This window comes from Streptomyces sp. TRD_SC_5 (assembly GCF_056836825.1).
The window spans coordinates 3,255,740-3,272,782 of record NZ_JBWZZS010000001.1 but is presented as its reverse complement, the minus strand read 5'-3'; the positions used below and the strand labels follow the sequence as shown (position 1 = coordinate 3,272,782).

The following is a 17,043-nucleotide window of genomic DNA, read 5'->3' as shown; positions in this document are numbered from 1 at the left end:
CGGCGGGTACAGCAGATGCGTCTGACGATCCTCGGGGGAGGCGGATTCCGCGTCCCTCTCGTGTACGGCGCGCTCCTGCGCGACCGCGCCGAAGGCCGCGTCACCCACGTCACCCTCCACGACCTGGACCGGTCCCGGCTGACCGCCATCGCCCGGGTCCTGACCGACCAGGCCGACGGGGTCGAGGGCGCGCCGCCCGTGACCGTGTCCGTCACCACCGACCTCGACGAGGCCCTGCGCGGCGCCGACTTCGTCTTCTCCGCCATCCGGGTCGGCGGTCTGGAGGGCAGGGCCGCCGACGAGCGCGTCGCCCTGGCCGAGGGGGTCCTGGGTCAGGAGACGGTCGGGGCGGGCGGCATCGCGTACGGACTGCGCACGGTCCCGGTGGCCGTCGACATCGCCCGACGCGTGGCGCGGCTCGCTCCCGATGCCTGGGTCATCAACTTCACCAACCCGGCCGGCCTGGTCACCGAGGCAATGTCCCGCCATCTCGGCGACCGCGTCATCGGCATCTGCGACTCGCCCGTGGGCCTCGGCCGCCGGGTCGCCCGCGTGCTCGGCGTCGCGGATCCGGCGCGGGCGCGGTTCGACTACGTCGGCCTCAACCACCTCGGCTGGCTGCGCGGGGTGTACGCCGAGGAAGAGTCCCAGGCCGGCGAAGCGGTCAATCTGCTCCCGGCCCTGTTCGACGACGAGAGCGCGCTGACCTCCTTCGAGGAGGGCAGGCTCTTCGGAGCCGAGTGGCTGCGCTCGCTCGGCTCCGTCCCCAACGAGTACCTGCACTACTACTACTTCAACCGCGAGACGGTCACCGCCTACCGTGAGACGAAGCAGACCCGCGGCGCGTTCCTGCGCGACCAGCAGGCGCGCTTCTACGACGGCATGGCGGACCGTACGTCGTCGGCGGGCGCCCTGGCCGCGTGGGACCGTACCCGCGCCGAGCGCGAAGCCACGTACATGGCGGAGAACCGGGAGGCGGCGGGCGCGGGTGAGCGCGCCGCCGACGACCTGGAGTCCGGTGGGTACGAGTACGTCGCGCTCGCGCTGATGCGGGCCATCGCCCGCGACGAGCGCGCGACGCTCATCCTCAACGTCCGCAACCGGGGCACCCTGCCACTGCTCGACGAGGCAGCCGTCGTCGAGGTCCCGTGCCTGGTCGACGCGACCGGCGCCCGCCCGGTCGCCGTATCACCGCTGACCGGCCATGAGGCGGGCCTGGTGGCCGCGGTCAAGGCGGTGGAGCGGTGCGTACTGGAGGCGGGCGAGAGCGGGTCGGCGCGAGCGGCGGTGAAGGCGTTCGCCCTGCACCCGCTCGTCGACTCGGTCGGCGTGGCGCGACGGCTGCTCGACGGCTACCGGAGCGCGCACCCCGGACTCGGTTACCTCAAGTCCGGGGCTCGGTAGCTTCAGTAGCTGCGGTGTTTTCAGTCGCGAGGGTGACGTAGCCGCGCCGAGACCCAGCGGGCCCGGCGGCGGAGGATGCGTGGAATTCCGATCGTGCGGGAAGGCGGGCCGTGGCCCTGATCCTTCGGGCCGCCCCCTTCGTGGGTGCTCAGCGTTGTGGCCGAGCGGCGGTTGCGTGCTGCGTCACCGTAGTCGTGCGTCCAGCCCATACCCCGACGTTTGCCCGTGCCCCAAGGTCCGTAATCGCGTCGGGGGCAGCCAATTGGCCTATGCGTCAGGCAATTGGCTGTTCGTAGGACAAGCGTTCAGGGTGCTGGGTGCTCGGTGCTCGGTCAGCGGTCGGGCTCGGGGTCCTTCAGCCAGTTGACCAGCTCGGTCGAGAACGCCGCCGGGTCCTCCTCGTGCGGGAAGTGCCCGAGACCGTCGAACAGCCGCCACCGGTACGGCGCTTCGACGTACTCGCCGGAGCCCGCCGCGCTGCGCGTGCGCATCACCGGGTCCAGCGATCCGTGCAGGTGCAACGTCGGCACCCGTACGGGCCGCTTCATGCGCCGGTTGAACTGGATGCCGTCCGGCCGCGCCATCGACCGCACCATCCACCGGTACGGCTCGAGGGAGCAGTGAGCCGTCGACGGAATCGACATCGCCCGCCGGTACACGTCGACGTCCTCGTCCTCCGGCAGCCGCGGACCCGACCAGTCACGGATCAGCCGGCCTACCAACGCCGAGTCGTCCGCCATCAGCTGACGCTCCGGCAGACACGGCCGCTGGGAGCCCCAGACGTACGAACCGGCCCGCGACTGCGACACGTCGGAGAGCATCGCCGAACGCCAGCGCCGCGGATGGGGCATCGAGGAGACCGCGAGCCGGCGTACCAGCTTGGGCCGCATCACAGCCGCCGTCCACGCCAGGTACCCGCCCAGGTCGTGCCCGACGAGCGCCGCGTCCGGCTCGCCGAGCGAGCGCACCACGCCGGTGATGTCGAGCGCGAGGTTCGCCGGGTCGTAGCCCCGGGGCGTACGGTCGCTGCCGCCCACACCCCGCAGGTCCATCGCGACGGCCCGGAATCCGGCGTCCGCGAGCGCGGTCATCTGGTGCCGCCACGTCCACCAGAACTGCGGAAAGCCGTGCAGCAGCAGTACGAGCGGCCCGTCCCCCATTTCCGCGATGTGGAAGCGCGCGCCGTTGGCCGCGACGTCGCGGTGGGTCCACGGGCCGTCGGGACGTACGACAGCAGTGGGAGGGGAAGCGGGCGCGGGTGCGCCGGAGCCGGAATTGGGGGCGGTCATGTGGACGAGCGTGCCACAGCCACTGCCTTGTCACCGACCTGGCGCGGATGAGGCTTGACGCCCTGGAGTACGGCCGCCGTCTGCTTGGCCGAGGCCATGCTCTTCTCCGGCGGCTTGACCTTCTTGAACTTCGCGACGGCGATCAGCGCCAGCAGGCCCGCCAGCAGCAGAAACGCTCCGCCGACGATCAGGAAGGACCAGGCGAGCCCGAGCCCCAGGTTGTGGATGCCGTACGCCGCGGCGAAGCTCAGCACCGGCAGGGAAAAGAGTGCGAACACCCCCGCGACACCGATCGCCGTACCGCCGATGCCGACACGCTTGGCGTCCTGCCGCAGCTCGGCCTTGGCCAGCGCGATCTCGTCGTGCATGAGTGCGGACATCTCGGCGGTCGCCGATGCGACCAACTGGCCGAGGCTGCGGTCGACGCTGTCGGCTGTCACTGTGCGGGCGGGGTCGCTCATAGCTCTCTCCCTCTTCGACGTCTTGTGCGTCCGGATCTGATGTCGAATCATGCCGGACTGTCGTCCTTGCCGCTGGAAGCCCCCGCGAGTTCCGCGAGCTTGCGGTGCTCGGCGGCCTTCTTCTCGTGGATCGCGGCCATCCGCAGGTGGTACTCGGGCTGGTCGAGCTCGTAGACGTCCGGAATGCCGTCGTTGTCCTCGTCGCGTTCCTCGTCCTCGACCATCGCGCGGTACTTGCGTACCCGCAGCTTGAGCAGAATCCCGGACAGTACGGCGGCGATCAGCGACCCGATGAGTACGGACGCCTTGATCTGGTCGGTGAGCGCCGCGTCCCCGGTGAAGGCCAGTTCGCCGATGAGCAGGGAGACGGTGAAGCCGATACCGGCCAGGGATGCGACCGCGAAGACGTCGGGCCAGGCCAGGTCGTCGTTGAGCTCGGCCTTGGTGAAGCGGGCCGCGAGCCACGTACCGCCGAAGATGCCGACGGCCTTGCCGACGACCAGGCCGAGGACCACACCGAGGGTCTCCGGCTGGGTGAACACGTCGCCGACCGCCTCGCCGGACACGGTGACACCGGCGGAGAAGAGCGCGAACAGAGGTACGGCGATGCCCGCGGAAATGGGCCGTACGAGGTGCTCGATGTGCTCGCCGGGGGAGTGCGTGTTGCCGTTCTCGTCCCGGGTGCAGCGCAGCATCAGGCCCATCGCCACACCGGCGATGGTGGCGTGGACGCCGCTGTTGTACATCAGGCCCCAGATCACCAGGGCGAGCGGTACGTAGATGTACCAGCCGCGCACGCGCCGGCGCAGCAGCAGCCAGAAGACGCCCAGACCCACGACCGCGCCGCCGAGTGCGAGGAAGTCGAGGTCGCTGGTGAAGAAGACGGCGATGATCAGGATCGCGAACAGGTCGTCGACGACGGCCAGGGTGAGCAGGAAGGCACGCAGCGCGGACGGCAGCGAGGTGCCGATGACCGCGAGGACGGCGAGCGCGAAGGCGATGTCGGTGGCGGTCGGTACGGCCCAGCCGCCCAGGGACCCACCCCCGACCACGTTGACCAGGACGTACACGAGGGCCGGCGCCACCATGCCGCTGAGGGCGGCTATGACGGGGAGCGCGGCGGCCTTGGGGTCGCGAAGTTCGCCCGCGACGAGTTCGCGCTTGAGCTCGATGCCCGCGACGAAGAAGAAGACGGCGAGGAGGCCATCGGCGGCCCAGTGCTGGATGGAGAGGTCGAGGCCGAGGGAGGCGGGGCCGATGTGGAAGCCGCGTACGGACTCGTAGCTGTCGCTGAGGCCGGTGTTGGCCCAGATCAGGGCGACGATCGCGGCTATGAGGAGCAGTACACCGCCGACGGTTTCGGTGCGCAGCGCGTCGGCGACGAAGGTCCGCTCGGGGAGTGAGAGCCGTCCGAGGAACTTGCGGACGCTGGGCGGGGCCGGCGGCGTCGGCGGGCTGGGCGGCGTGGTCGGGTCGGGCGCGGTCACGGGTGGAACCTCCGGTCGGTGGGCAGCATGGAGCACATTGCCGACCAGACTTCCCGGCACACCTGTGAGTTTTTACGCGTTCCTGACGCGAGGAACCACTCTACCGGTGGCGTGCAAGGGCGAAATCCGGTGAATCGTCACTTTACGAGCAGAACGGGCACCCGGCGCGGGGAGCCGGGTGCCCGTTCTGGACGCTTGCCGCTGCGCTCGGACGTCAGTCCTCGCTGGACGCGCTCGGCAGCTTGGTCTGGATCAGGTCCATCACCGAGGAGTCGGTGAGCGTGGTGACATCGCCCAGCTGCCGGTTCTCGGCGACGTCCCGCAGGAGTCGCCGCATGATCTTGCCCGAGCGGGTCTTGGGCAGCTCGGCGACCGGGAGGATGCGCTTGGGCTTGGCGATCGGGCCGAGGGTGGCGCCGACGTGGCTGCGGAGTTCGGCCACGAGGGTGTCCGTCTCGGTCGCCGTACCGCGCAGGATCACGAAGGCGACGATTGCCTGGCCGGTCGTCTCGTCGACCGCGCCGACGACCGCCGCCTCGGCGACGGACGGGTGCGAGACGAGCGCCGACTCGACCTCGGTGGTCGAGATGTTGTGACCGGACACCAGCATCACGTCGTCCACCCGGCCGAGCAGCCAGATGTCGCCGTCGTCGTCCTTCTTGGCGCCGTCGCCCGCGAAGTACCTGCCGGGGAAACGGGACCAGTAGGTGTCGATGAAGCGCTGGTCGTCGCCCCAGATCGTACGGAGCATGGAGGGCCACGGCTCGGTCAGGACGAGGTAGCCGCCGCCTCCGTCGGGCACCTCGTTCGCCTCGTCGTCGACGACGGTCGCGCTGATGCCGGGCAGCGCGCGCTGGGCGGAGCCGGGCTTGGTCGCGGTGACGCCGGGCAGCGGCGAAATCATCATCGCGCCGGTCTCGGTCTGCCACCAGGTGTCCACGACGGGGGTCTTGCCGGCGCCGATGTGCTCGCGGTACCAGATCCACGCCTCGGGGTTGATGGGCTCGCCGACCGAGCCGAGGATCCGCAGACTGCTCAGGTCGAACTTGGCGGGGATGTCGTCCCCCCACTTCATGAACGTGCGGATCGCGGTCGGCGCGGTGTAGAGGATCGTGACGCCGTACTTCTGGATGATTTCCCAGAAGCGACCCTGGTGCGGGGTGTCGGGCGTGCCCTCGTACATGACCTGCGTCGCGCCGTTGGCGAGCGGCCCGTACACGATGTACGAATGGCCGGTCACCCAGCCGATGTCGGCCGTGCACCAGTAGACGTCGGTCTCCGGCTTGAGGTCGAAGACGGCGTTGTGGGTGTACGCGGTCTGGGTGAGGTAGCCGCCGGAGGTGTGCAGGATGCCCTTCGGCTTGCCCGTCGTACCGGACGTGTAGAGGATGAAGAGCGGGTGCTCGGCGTCGAAGGCCTCAGGGGTGTGCTCGGCGGACTGGCGGGCGACGATCTCGTCCCACCACACGTCGCGGCTGTCGTCCCAGGCCGTGTCCTGGCCCGTGCGGCGTACGACCAGAACGTGCTCCACCTGCGGGCACTTGGCGACGGCCTCGTCGATGGCGGGCTTGAGGGCGGTGGGCTTGGCGCGCCGGTAACCGCCGTCCGCGGTGATCACGAGCTTGGCGTCGGCGTCCTGGATGCGGGAGGCGACGGCGTCGGCCGAGAAGCCGCCGAAGACGACCGAATGCGCGGCTCCGATGCGGGCGCAGGCCAGCATCGCCACGGCGGCCTCGGGAATCATCGGCAGGTAGACGGCGACCCGGTCGCCCTTGCGTACGCCCAGCTCCGTAAGGGCGTTGGCGGCGCGGGAGACCTCGTCCTTCAGCTCGGCGTAGGTGATCGCGCGGCTGTCGCCGGGCTCGCCCTCGAAGTGGATGGCGACGCGGTCGCCGTGGCCGGCCTCGACGTGGCGGTCCACGCAGTTGTACGCGACGTTGAGCTTGCCGTCGGCGAACCACTTCGCGAACGGCGGGTTCGACCAGTCGAGCGTCTCGGTCGGCTCGGTGGCCCAGGTGAGCCGCCGGGCCTGCTCGGCCCAGAAGCCCAGCCTGTCTGCCTCGGCCTGCTCGTACGCCTGCGCCGTGACGTTGGCGTTCGCGGCCAGCTCGGCAGGCGGCGAGAAGCGGCGCTCCTCCTTCATGAGGTTGGCCAGGCTTTCGTTGCTCACGACATCTCCCAATCCCAGGGCGTCCGATGTGTCCCGTGCCCTAGCTCATCAGTCCCGTGCCCGGGTGACAAGAGCCTTCCGGGAATTGGTTTAGACCTGTGAGCTGCGGTGGGCCGCATCCGGGCCGGTGTTTGTGGCGGCGTACGGCCCCTCCCCGCAGGGCGGTGCGCGGAGGGGCCATACGGTCTCACGGACGCGGAGCCGGATCGGTTCAGGCGCGAGAATCTTCCAGTGAGCCTTCGGCGTCCGAGGGGCCCACTGGGTCGATCCGGTCGAAGACCTCGCCGGTCTCACCGATCCGGGTGCCGTCCTTCAGCAGATACGCCTGGGCCTCGCCGACATGGAAGTACATGCCGTGCAGTTCGAGCGTGCCCTCGTCGAGCCGTCGGCGTACCGCCTCGTGCGTACGCAGGTGCTCCAACTGCTGGACCACATTGGTCAGGCAGAGCTGCTCGACCGCGTCGGCCGGCAGCCGCCCCGAGATCCTCGCCCAGGAGTGTTTCCTGCTTCCCATCCGCTCCAGGCTGGGCGCGCCGTGCCGCAGCCAGCGTCGCAGTGGCGTCCCGCCCTCCTTTGCCGGCGTATCGCGTGGCGTGTTGAGCAGGGCCTGCATCGCACCGCAGCCGGAGTGCCCGCAAACGGTGATGGACTGGACCTTCAGTACGTCCACGGCGTACTCGATCGCCGCTCCGACCGAGTCGTCCGCGCTCTCCGCACCGTGCGGGGGCACCAGATTGCCCACATTGCGTACGGTGAAGAGGTCGCCGGGGCCGCTGGACGTGATCATGCTCGTGACCAGGCGGGAGTCGGCGCAGGTGATGAAGAGCTGCGACGGCGTCTGCCCCTCGCGGGCGAGCCGGGCCAGCTCCTCGCGCACCAGTGGCGCTGTATTCCGCTGGAACGCGCTCAGCCCGGTGGCGAGTTGGCCCGCGCTGCGGCCGCTCGTCCGGCCGGGCGTGGCCGACGGCGGGGCGGCGGCGTGGTTGTCGCAGTGGTGATTGCGCCAGGGCGTCCACGGCCTGCAGCAGGTGTGGGTGGAGTGCGCGTTGCGCGGGGTGCCGGCGGAGCCCTCGCAGTCGTCGGAACCAGCGGGCCCAGCGGAGTCGGCGAAGGCGGCGTCGGCGTCTGCGTCGGCGCCGGAGGCCGGACCGGCGAACCGGTGGCCCGAGCGCCCGGTGATCTCCACCCGGCCGCCGTGCGCGGCATGTGCGTTCTGCCAGTCCTGGAGCGTTTCGTACGCCGCGTGGTCCATGAACGAGCCGTCCAACTCGACGACGACGTCCGCCCCTTCGGGCACCTGGTTCAGCGCCCGGCTCAGCCGGGGCACCGCCAGGAAGGTCAACTGGCCGCGCACCTGGATGTGATGGGCACCGCCGGCCGTCGCCTCCACGGTGATGCGGGTCTTGGCCAGCCGGTGCAGCGCGACCGCCACCGCCACCGCGACCCCGATCGCCACACCCTCCAGTACGCCGAGGAACACGACGCCGGCCATGGTCACGGCGTACACCAGCATCTCCCGGTGGCGCGTCACGGTCCTGAGGTGGGTGATGTTCACCAGTTGGATGCCGATGACCATCACCAGCGCGGCGAGCGCGGCGAGCGGAATGAGGTCGAGCACGGGTACGAGAAGGAGAGCCGCGACCACGATCCACAGGCCGTGCAGCATCGCGGAGTGCCTGCTGATCGCGCCCGCCGACACATTGGCGGCGCTTCGGACGGCGACGCCGGTGATGGGAAGCCCGCCGAGTGCCCCGGAGACGATGTTCGCCTTGCCCTGCCCGGCCAGCTCGCGGTCGAGTTCCGCTCGCGCGATTCTGACCTGCGGTTCTTTACGGGCGGCGACCAGCTTGTCGACGGCGACTGCGGACAGCAGCGACTCGACGCTCGCGACCAGAGTGACCGTCAGTACGGCGGCGAGAATGCCGAGCACCGGGCCTTCGGGCAGCTCGGGCAGGGCGTGACTGCGCCACGACGGCAGGTCCACGCGCGGCAGACTCAGGCCCGCGAACGCCGCTACGGCGGTGGCCGCGGCCACCGCGGCCAGGGCGGCCGGGATCTTCCGTACGATCCGGCCCGCACGCCCCGGGATGCGTGGCCAGAGCATCAGAATCGCGACGGTCAGACCGCTCACGGACAGGGCGACCGGGTGCAGGTCGGCCAACTGGGACGGCAGATCACGGACATTGTCGACGGCTGAGCTCTCCGGGTTGCCGCCGAGGACGATGTGCAGCTGAGCCAGCGCGATGGTGACGCCGATGCCGGCGAGCATCCCGTGCACGATCGCCGGGCTGACGGCGAGAGCGGAACGCGCCACGCGCACTGTCGCCAGCGCGAGTTGGGCGAGGCCGGCGAGGACGGTGATGGCGCAGGTCGTGCGCCAGCCGAACTGCTGGATCAACTCGGCCGTGACCACCGTGAGGCCCGCGGCCGGCCCGCTGACCTGGAGCGGAGCCCCGCCGAAGCGGCCGGCGACGAGGCCGCCCACGGCGGCCGCGACCAGGCCCGCCTGGAGCGGTGAGCCGGTGGCCAGCGCGATGCCCAGGGAGAGCGGCAGTGCGATCAGGAAGACGGAGATGGAGGCGGACAGATCCGCTCCCGCGATACGGAAGCGGCGACCGCCGGGCGGGGGGCTGTGCGGACGCTGGAATCGGGGTGCGTCAGCGGCGGGCGAAGAGTGGTCGGGGCGGGTGGGGACGCAGGCAGACATGGTTCCCGTCTCCTCCGGGGCAGCGCGGTCGCGGAATGTGGGGCGCGGCCGTGGGTCACGGCGTGCAGCGGCGGGATTTTCAACTCTCGGTAAACGAATAGTAATGCAGAGTAAAGAACGTAGAGGGTGAATGGGTGTAAATGGCCCAAGCTTTCACCCGTACCGGTGAATTAAGAATCTAAGCGGCTTGTCATATCTATTCCTCCCTCAGGGCGTGCGAGGTTTGCCCCGCTGTGTCGGCATTTCAGCGCATAATCTGACGGAAGAGGGTGGGCGGATGATGGCCGCCACGAAGAGGATCGCCTCCGGTGTCGCCGCCGTGACCTTGGCCGGCGCACTCGCCGCCTGCTCGGGGCCGGCCGGGCCGGGCGCCCACGGCGCCAAGGAAGGCGCCCACGGAGCGAAGAAGGACGCGCCCAAAGCGGCGCCCAAGAGTGCGGTACGTCTGATCGGCGACGGCTCGACGGCGTACACCGGGACTCAGCCGCACCAGGCCAAGCCGCAGCGGCTGAAGCCCGGTCAGAAGCCGCCGCAGTTCGTGGTGTTCTCGTGGGACGGGGCGGGGGAGGACAGCCAGCGGCTCTTCTCCCACTTCCGCGAGGTCGGCAAGAAGTACAACGCGACGATGACGTACTTCCTCAGCGCCGTTTACCTGCTGCCGGAGGACAAGCGGCACCTCTACGACCCGCCGCAGCACTCCACGGGCCGCTCCGACATCGGGTTCAACGATGCCGCGGGAATCAGTGACACCGTGGACCAGCTACGCGGCGCCTGGCTGGACGGCAACGAGGTCGGCACCCACTTCAACGGTCACTTCTGCGGCAAGGACGGTGGCGTCGGCACCTGGTCACCGGAGGAGTGGAAGAGCGAGATCGCGCAGGCCAAGGCATTCGTGAAGCGGTGGAAGACCAACTCGGGTCTCAAGAACGCCAAGCCGCTGCCCTTCGACTACGACAAGGAGCTCGTCGGCGCCCGCACCCCCTGCCTGGAGGGGCAGAAGAACATGATGCTGGCGGCAAAGGAGCTGGGCTTCCGCTACGACTCCAGTGGTGTCGGCAAGCAGGTGTGGCCGAAGAAGACCGAGGGTATGTGGGACATTCCGCTCCAGCTGGTGCCGGTGCCGGGGCGAGCGTTCGAAACGCTCTCGATGGACTACAACTTCATGGTCAACCAGTCGGGAACGGTCAAGGGTGATCCCTCCCAGCACGAGTTCTGGGGCAACCAGATGCGCGACGGCCTGCTGCAGGCCTTCGACCGCTCGTACGACGGAAACCGCGCCCCGCTGATCATCGGCAACCACTTCGAGTCCTGGAACGGCGGCACGTACATGCGGGCCGTCGAGGAGACGATCAAGACGGTCTGCGTGAAGCGGGACGTGCGCTGCGTGACCTTCAAGCAGGTCGCCGACTGGCTGGACGCGCAGGACCCGCAGGTGCTGGCGAAGATGCGCACCTTGGAGGTCGGAGAGGCCCCGAAGGAGGGCTGGGCATCGTTCCTGGCCCCCCGGCCCACGGCCGCCTCGAGCCCCAAGCGCCCGGACGCCGCTCACCAGGACGCCACGCACCCCGACGCCGCTCAGGCGAGCGCCGGGGAGGCGTCCCCGGCCGAACCGGCTGAGCGGCACTAGCTCCTGGGAGGGTCCGGGGGGTGGGAAGCCGCGACTCTAGGTGGGCTGGGGGACGGGCACTGCCTCCCCGAGCACGAAGGCGGGGTCGACCTGGGCAGCCAGGTCGGCGCCCGTCTTCGCGTTGCCCCAGCTCTCCGCGTTCTTCAGGTGGAAGTGCACCATCTGACGCGTGTAGCGCTCCCAGTCGCGCTCCGCGTACGAGTCCTCCGCGGCGTTCTGCAGGCTCTGGAGGGCGAGGCGGTTGTCGGCCTCCAGCAGCTCGAACCGGGAGGGACGGCCCTTCTCCATCGCACGGACCCAGTCGGACGCGCGGACGGTGACCAGAAGGTCGTCGCCCACCTGCTCGCGGAGGAAGTCGATGTCGTCCTGGCCCTGGACCTTGTTGCCGACCACCTTGAGCGATACGCCGTAGTCCCGGGCGTATTCCTTGTACTGGCGGTATACGGACACGCCCTTGTGGGTCGGTTCGGCCACCAGGAAGGTCATGTCGAAGCGGGTGAACATGCCCGAAGCGAAGGAGTCGGATCCGGCCGTCATGTCGACGACGACGTATTCCTCCGGGCCGTCGACGAGGTGGTTGAGGCACAGCTCGACCGCCCCGACCTTCGAGTGGTAGCAGGAGACGCCCAGGTCCGACTCGGTGAACGGGCCCGTGGCCATCAGCCGGATCCCGCCGTCGTCGAGCAAAACGGTACGGGCGCACGCGTCGTACACCGGGTTGTCCTCGGCCACCCGCAGCAGGCGTGAACCCTCGCCAGGTGGTGTTGTCTTGATCATCGTTTCGGCGGAGGCGATACGGGGGTTGGAGCCGCGCAGGTAGTCCTTGATGAGGGGCAGGTGCGCGCCCATCGCCGGCAGCGCGGCGGCCTCCGCCTCGTCGAGACCGAGCGCGGCGCCCAAGTGCTGGTTGATGTCGGCGTCCACGGCGACGACCGGGGCCTCGTTGGCGGTGAGGTGGCGGATGAAGAGCGAGGACAGCGTCGTCTTGCCGCTGCCGCCCTTCCCTACGAAAGCGATCTTCATGTTCACCAAGGGTAATCGCATGATTGCGTGCCGTACGCACCCTGAGTGAAGAAGACCACTCCAAGGAGGGGCGTGTGCTGTGGGTGCGTAGGCTTCTTACTTATGAGTACGACTGCTGATCCACTCGCGGCGCTGGGCGCGCTGCCGGGCGTGCCCGAGGCTGTGGACTCCGTGCGCAAGGCCGTCGACCGGGTCTACGGACACCGCGTAATGCGGCGCCGGAGCAACGAGATCACCGGGGAGGCGGCGCTGCGCGGCGCGCGTGGCTCGGCGGCGCTCTCGGGTGCGGACTGGGCGCTGGAGGAGGTGCGCCGGCGTACCGACTTCAGCATCGACGAGGAGTCCCGGACGGTCGGCGCCGCGCTGCGCCTGACCGCCGAGGCCGGGCAACTGCTCTCCATCTGGCGCCAGTCGCCGCTGCGGGTGCTGGCCCGGCTGCACCTGGTGGCAGCGGGCGGTGCGGGTGTGTCCGACGAACTGGTCGGCCGGCCACGGCTGGCCGGTGAGCCGGTGGACGAGCCGTTGGTCGAGCTGCCGGTGCCGGGCGCCGACGAGGTGGCGGGCCGGCTCGAAGGGCTTTCGGAGCTCGTCATCGCGGGAGGTTCAGCGCCGGCGCTGGTGGCGGCGGCCGTGGTGCACGGCGAACTGATGGCGCTGCGCCCGTTCGGCTCGTACAACGGCTTGGTGGCGCGCACCGCCGAGCGGATCGTGCTGATCGGCAGCGGTCTCGACCCGAAGTCGGTCTGTCCGGCGGATGTCGGACACGGGGAACTGGGGCGCGCGGCCTACGTGGCGGCGCTGGACGGCTACGCGTCCGGGACGCCGGAGGGCATGGCGGCGTGGATCACGCACTGCGGGCGCGCGGTGGAGCTGGGAGCCAGGGAGTCGATGGCCGTGTGCGAGGCGCTTCAACGCGGAGCTGCCTGACGGACTTTGCCCGAGTCCGGCCCCGGCCTGCGCGCGGTCCGGGCCTTCCCGGGCGGACAAAGGGTTGCGGCGGTACCGATGACCGGTACCGCCGCTGGCATGTCCGCCGAGTTACCATGCGTCCTCGAATGTATGCCCATCAGGTCGGGAACTTTGCCCGTCACCTGGTGCGGCTGGCCCGTAATCGACGGGTCGACGTCGCGTGGGTGCTCAACTTCCATGCTCGGTCCGTGGGGCCTTACTGCGTTATTAGGTCATCCTCTCGGATGTCCCTGGTCTCGCGGGCCGTTAAATCCTTTGTACTCCTGAAGCCCGGGAAGCGAAAGCCCTGGACGTGCCTCTTTGCTTTTTGGTTCAAATACGGGCAAAGCTTTCGAGTTGCCTGCGCCGCCTACGACCGGGCCTGCGGCTGACGTACCAGACCAGTCCCGCGGTCGCGGCGGCCGCTCCGACCGCGGCCGCCGCGACGAGCGCGGGCCGGGGCGGCATGGAGAAGGCGGGCAGCCGCTGCTTGAGGCGGACCGGTCGGTTGAAGACGAGAACCGGCCATTCGCGCGCCACTGCTTCGCGGCGCAGTGCCCGGTCCGGATTGACCGCGTAGGGGTGGCCGACGGACTCCAGCATGGGCACGTCGGTGGCCGAATCGCTGTACGCGTAACAGCGCGCCAGGTCGTACCCCTCGGACACCGCGAGCTCCTTGATCGCCTCGGCCTTGGTGGGGCCGTACGCGTAGTACTCCACCTCGCCCGTGAAGCAGCCGTCGTCCCCGACGACCATGCGCGTCGCCACGACGCGGTCGGCTCCCAGAAGCTCACCGATCGGCTCCACCACCTCCGCCCCCGAAGTGGAGACGATCACGACGTCACGGCCGGCGGTGTGATGCTCCTCGATGAGGGAGGCCGCCTCGTCGTAAATGATCGGGTCGATCAGGTCGTGCAGGGTCTCGGCGACGATCTCCTTGACCTGCTGGACGTTCCAGCCCTTGCAGAGCGCGGAGAGGTATTCGCGCATGCGCTCCATCTGGTCGTGGTCCGCGCCCCCGGCGAGGAAGACGAACTGGGTGTACGCCGTGCGGAGAGCAGCTCTGCGGCTGATCAGTCCGCCTTGATAGAAGGACTTGCTGAAGGTCAGCGTGCTCGACTTCGCAATGACGGTCTTGTCGAGGTCGAAGAAGGCGGCTGTTCGCGGCAAGGAGCGGTTTTCCACGAGGTGAGCATAGGCGCCCACCATTCGGCGTACGCTGTGGCGCGTGGGTTTGCCTGAGAAGGCTCTCGGGTACACCATGGAAGTCACGGATCGTTCGCGACCGTGCTACCCCGGTCCGACTCCTCCCCCCCCGAGTCGGCCGTGGAGACGACCCCCGTTCTCCCCCCCGACGGGGGTCGTCGCATGTCCGGATGCTTTTTCGCCCTCCGGTTCCGATCATTTCTCCCCCTCTCGGCCCGTGGCCGCAGCGGCCCTCCACTCATGGGACGCGTCACGCTGTGTAATCGTTCCGCCGCTCTCCGGAAGTCACTGGTATAGGTGAGCGGGATATTCACAACCGATGAGTTGTCCCCAGCTTTTCAGCAAGATCCACACGATTTCGCAGATCCCCTCACGGTGATTCCGTCCACGAAGTTCGTGGACAGCAGGAATCGCAGTGAGAGGGGGCGGAGATCGTGGCCGGATCCATCACACCTGATCGGCCGCAGGCCGCAGAAGCGCGGCAGGGCGGACCGCTGATCGTCACCGAGGACGTCGACCTGCTCGACGATCTGCTGCGGCTGTGCGCCGCCGCCGGCGCCGAGCCGCAAGTCCACCACGCGGTGCCCGAGCGCAGGGGCAGCTGGGAGAGCGCGCCACTGATCCTCGTCGGCGACGACGCCGCCGAGCGGGTGCGCGGGGCGGTGCTCGGACGCGGCGGAGCACGTAGAAGCGGCGTGATGCTGGTGGGCAAGGACCAGGACGACCCCGACGTGTGGCGGCGCGCGGTGGAGATCGGCGCCGACCATGTGCTGCGGCTGCCCGACGCGGAGAGCTGGCTCGTCGAGCGCATCGCCGATGTGGCGGAGGGCGTGGGGCGGCAGGCCCTGACCGTGGGGGTGCTCGGCGGGCGGGGCGGGGCAGGGGCTTCGACTCTGGCGTGTGCGCTGGCGGTGGCCGCGGCCCGGACGGGGCAGCGGACGATGCTCATCGACGGTGATCCGCTGGGCGGCGGGCTCGACGTACTGCTCGGCGGCGAAGCCGTGGACGGCATGCGGTGGCCGGATTTCGCCGAATCCCGCGGGCGGGTCGGCAGCGGAGCGCTCGAGGAGTCGCTGCCCGAGCTGCATGCGCTGCGCGTGCTGAGCTGGGATCGCGGCGACCGCGTGGTGATCCCGCCGGAAGCGATGCGTGCGGTGCTGGCCGCCGCGCGCAGGCGGGGCGGGGTCGTGGTCGTGGACCTGCCGCGCCGGGTCGACGAGGCCGTGGCGGAGGCACTGGCCCAATTGGACCTCGGGCTGCTGGTGGTGCCCGCGGAGCTGCGGGCCGTCGCGGCGGCGAGCCGGGTGGCGTCGACCGTGGGCATGGTGCTGCGCGACCTGCGGGCGGTGGTGCGCGGGCCGTACGCCGCGGGTCTGGACGATGAATCGGTGGCGAGGCTGCTGGGTCTTCCGCTGGCCGGCGAACTGCCGGTGGAGGCGGGGCTGATCGAGGCACAGGCCGGTGGAATGCCGCCGGGCGGCAGTGTCCGCGGACCGCTGGCCCGGTTCTGTACGGCGTTCTGGGAGCAGGCGCTCGCCGGGGGCGGTGTCTCATGAGCGCGCGAATGCTGGACGCGGTGAGGCAGCGGCTCGCTGAGAGCGGAGCGGAACCGACGCCGGCCCGGGTGGCCGCCGCGCTGCGGGCCCAGGGGCGGCTGCTGGGGGACGCGGAGGTGCTGGGAGCGGCCGAGGAGCTGCGCTGCGAGCTGGTGGGGACGGGGACGCTGGAACCGCTGCTCGCCGACCCCTCGGTGACGGACGTGCTGGTGTCCGCGCCCGACCGGGTGTGGGTGGACCGGGGTGGCGGCCTTGAGCTCACCGGGGTGTCCTTCGCCGACGCGGCCGCTGTGCGCAGGCTCGCGCAGCGGCTCGCGGCGGCGGCGGGGCGGCGGCTGGACGACGCGAGGCCGTGGGTGGACGCCAGGCTGCCCGACGGGACGCGGATGCACGCGGTGCTGCCGCCGGTGGCCGTCGGCTCCACGTGCCTGTCGTTGCGGGTGGTACGGCCGAAGGCGTTCTCGCTGGCCGAGCTGGTCGACGCCGGGACGGTGCCGCCCGGCGGGGAGGCTGTGCTGCGGGCGATCGTCGAAGCCCGGCTCTCGTACCTGATCAGCGGGGGCACCGGCACGGGGAAGACCACGCTCCTCTCGACGCTCCTGGGGATGGTCGGGGAGCGGGAGCGGATCGTGCTCGCCGAGGACTCGGCGGAGCTGAGGCCCGATCACCCGCATGTGGTGCGCCTGGAGTCGCGGCCCGCGAACCAGGAGGGTGCGGGCCAGGTCGCGCTGCAGGACCTGGTGCGCCAGGCGCTGCGGATGCGGCCCGACCGGCTGGTGGTCGGCGAGGTCCGCGGGGCCGAGGTGACCGAGCTTCTGGCCGCGCTCAACACCGGGCACGAGGGCGGGTGCGGCACCGTGCACGCCAACGCGGCGACGGATGTCCCGGCGCGGCTCGAGGCGCTCGGTGCGGCCGCGGGGCTCGACAGGGCGGCGCTGCACAGCCAGTTGGCGGCGGCCCTGGCGGTGGTGGTGCATCTCGCGCGGGACCGGGGCGGGCTGCGGCGGGTCGCCGAGGTCCATGTGCTGGAGCGGGACGCGGCGGGGCTGGTGGTGACCGTGCCGGCGCTGCGGTGGGGTGCCCAGGCCTTCTCGTACGAACGCGGCTGGCCCCGGCTGCGTGCGCTGATCGGGGGTGCGCTGTGACGGGGGCGGGCGTGGGGCCC

General features: G+C 70.3%; 13 protein-coding genes. 5 read left to right on the top strand and 8 right to left on the bottom strand.

Annotation, left to right across the window (positions count from 1 at the left end; all coding sequences use genetic code 11):
- The first annotated feature begins 15 nt into the window (after positions 1-15).
- Positions 16-1,404: a 6-phospho-beta-glucosidase gene (locus tag AC1P0E_RS15135; RefSeq protein WP_482742684.1), complete on the top strand. Its 1,389-nt coding sequence runs from the start codon at positions 16-18 to the stop codon at positions 1,402-1,404.
- Positions 1,405-1,424: 20 nt separating this feature from the next.
- Here the strand turns inward: AC1P0E_RS15135 and AC1P0E_RS15130 are convergent, their stop codons facing one another.
- From AC1P0E_RS15130 to AC1P0E_RS15105, 6 genes are all read right to left on the bottom strand, one after another.
- The gene (locus AC1P0E_RS15130; RefSeq protein WP_482742683.1) at positions 1,425-1,613 is read right to left on the bottom strand and encodes a hypothetical protein; all 189 of its coding nucleotides are present in this window, start codon (positions 1,611-1,613) and stop codon (positions 1,425-1,427) included.
- A gap of 123 nt (positions 1,614-1,736) precedes the next feature.
- A complete protein-coding gene (locus tag AC1P0E_RS15125) occupies positions 1,737-2,693 on the bottom strand; it encodes an alpha/beta fold hydrolase (RefSeq protein ID WP_482742682.1) in 957 nt (318 codons plus the stop codon).
- Complete coding sequence (locus AC1P0E_RS15120; RefSeq protein WP_482742681.1) at positions 2,690-3,154, bottom strand: phage holin family protein; 465 nt, start codon at positions 3,152-3,154, stop codon at positions 2,690-2,692. Before AC1P0E_RS15120 ends, AC1P0E_RS15125 begins: the two co-directional genes overlap by 4 nt.
- A gap of 47 nt (positions 3,155-3,201) precedes the next feature.
- Positions 3,202-4,641, bottom strand: a complete 1,440-nt coding sequence (nhaA, locus tag AC1P0E_RS15115; protein ID WP_482742680.1) for a Na+/H+ antiporter NhaA — start codon at positions 4,639-4,641, stop codon at positions 3,202-3,204.
- A gap of 214 nt (positions 4,642-4,855) precedes the next feature.
- Positions 4,856-6,811: an acetate--CoA ligase gene (acs, locus tag AC1P0E_RS15110; RefSeq protein WP_482742679.1), complete on the bottom strand. Its 1,956-nt coding sequence runs from the start codon at positions 6,809-6,811 to the stop codon at positions 4,856-4,858.
- 211 nt (positions 6,812-7,022) lie between these two features.
- Positions 7,023-9,518 (bottom strand): bifunctional SulP family inorganic anion transporter/carbonic anhydrase, encoded by a 2,496-nt coding sequence (locus AC1P0E_RS15105; RefSeq protein WP_482742678.1) that lies wholly within the window; start codon positions 9,516-9,518, stop codon positions 7,023-7,025.
- A 277-nt stretch (positions 9,519-9,795) separates the two neighbouring features.
- Between AC1P0E_RS15105 and AC1P0E_RS15100 the strand changes: the two genes are divergently transcribed.
- Positions 9,796-11,145 carry a polysaccharide deacetylase family protein gene (locus AC1P0E_RS15100; RefSeq protein WP_482742677.1) on the top strand — a complete coding sequence of 450 codons (1,350 nt, stop codon included), beginning with the start codon at positions 9,796-9,798 and terminating at the stop codon, positions 11,143-11,145.
- A 36-nt stretch (positions 11,146-11,181) separates the two neighbouring features.
- On the opposite strand, the gene AC1P0E_RS15095 is transcribed toward AC1P0E_RS15100, so the two are convergent.
- On the bottom strand, positions 11,182-12,168 hold the full coding sequence (locus tag AC1P0E_RS15095; RefSeq protein WP_482742676.1) for an ATP-binding protein: 987 nt from the start codon (positions 12,166-12,168) through the stop codon (positions 11,182-11,184).
- Between the two features lie 102 nt (positions 12,169-12,270).
- On the opposite strand from AC1P0E_RS15095, the gene AC1P0E_RS15090 reads away from it, so the two are divergent.
- Complete coding sequence (locus AC1P0E_RS15090; RefSeq protein WP_482742675.1) at positions 12,271-13,095, top strand: Fic family protein; 825 nt, start codon at positions 12,271-12,273, stop codon at positions 13,093-13,095.
- 354 nt (positions 13,096-13,449) lie between these two features.
- On the opposite strand, the gene AC1P0E_RS15085 is transcribed toward AC1P0E_RS15090, so the two are convergent.
- The gene (locus AC1P0E_RS15085) at positions 13,450-14,325 is read right to left on the bottom strand and encodes an HAD family hydrolase (RefSeq protein WP_482742674.1); all 876 of its coding nucleotides are present in this window, start codon (positions 14,323-14,325) and stop codon (positions 13,450-13,452) included.
- Positions 14,326-14,756: 431 nt separating this feature from the next.
- Between AC1P0E_RS15085 and ssd the strand changes: the two genes are divergently transcribed.
- Together ssd and AC1P0E_RS15075 are read left to right on the top strand one after the other, a co-directional pair.
- Positions 14,757-15,878 carry a septum site-determining protein Ssd gene (gene ssd / locus AC1P0E_RS15080; RefSeq protein ID WP_482742673.1) on the top strand — a complete coding sequence of 374 codons (1,122 nt, stop codon included), beginning with the start codon at positions 14,757-14,759 and terminating at the stop codon, positions 15,876-15,878.
- Positions 15,875-17,023, top strand: coding sequence for a TadA family conjugal transfer-associated ATPase (locus AC1P0E_RS15075; protein ID WP_482742672.1), 1,149 nt, complete (start codon positions 15,875-15,877; stop codon positions 17,021-17,023). Before ssd ends, AC1P0E_RS15075 begins: the two co-directional genes overlap by 4 nt.
- The last annotated feature ends 20 nt before the right edge of the window (positions 17,024-17,043 follow it).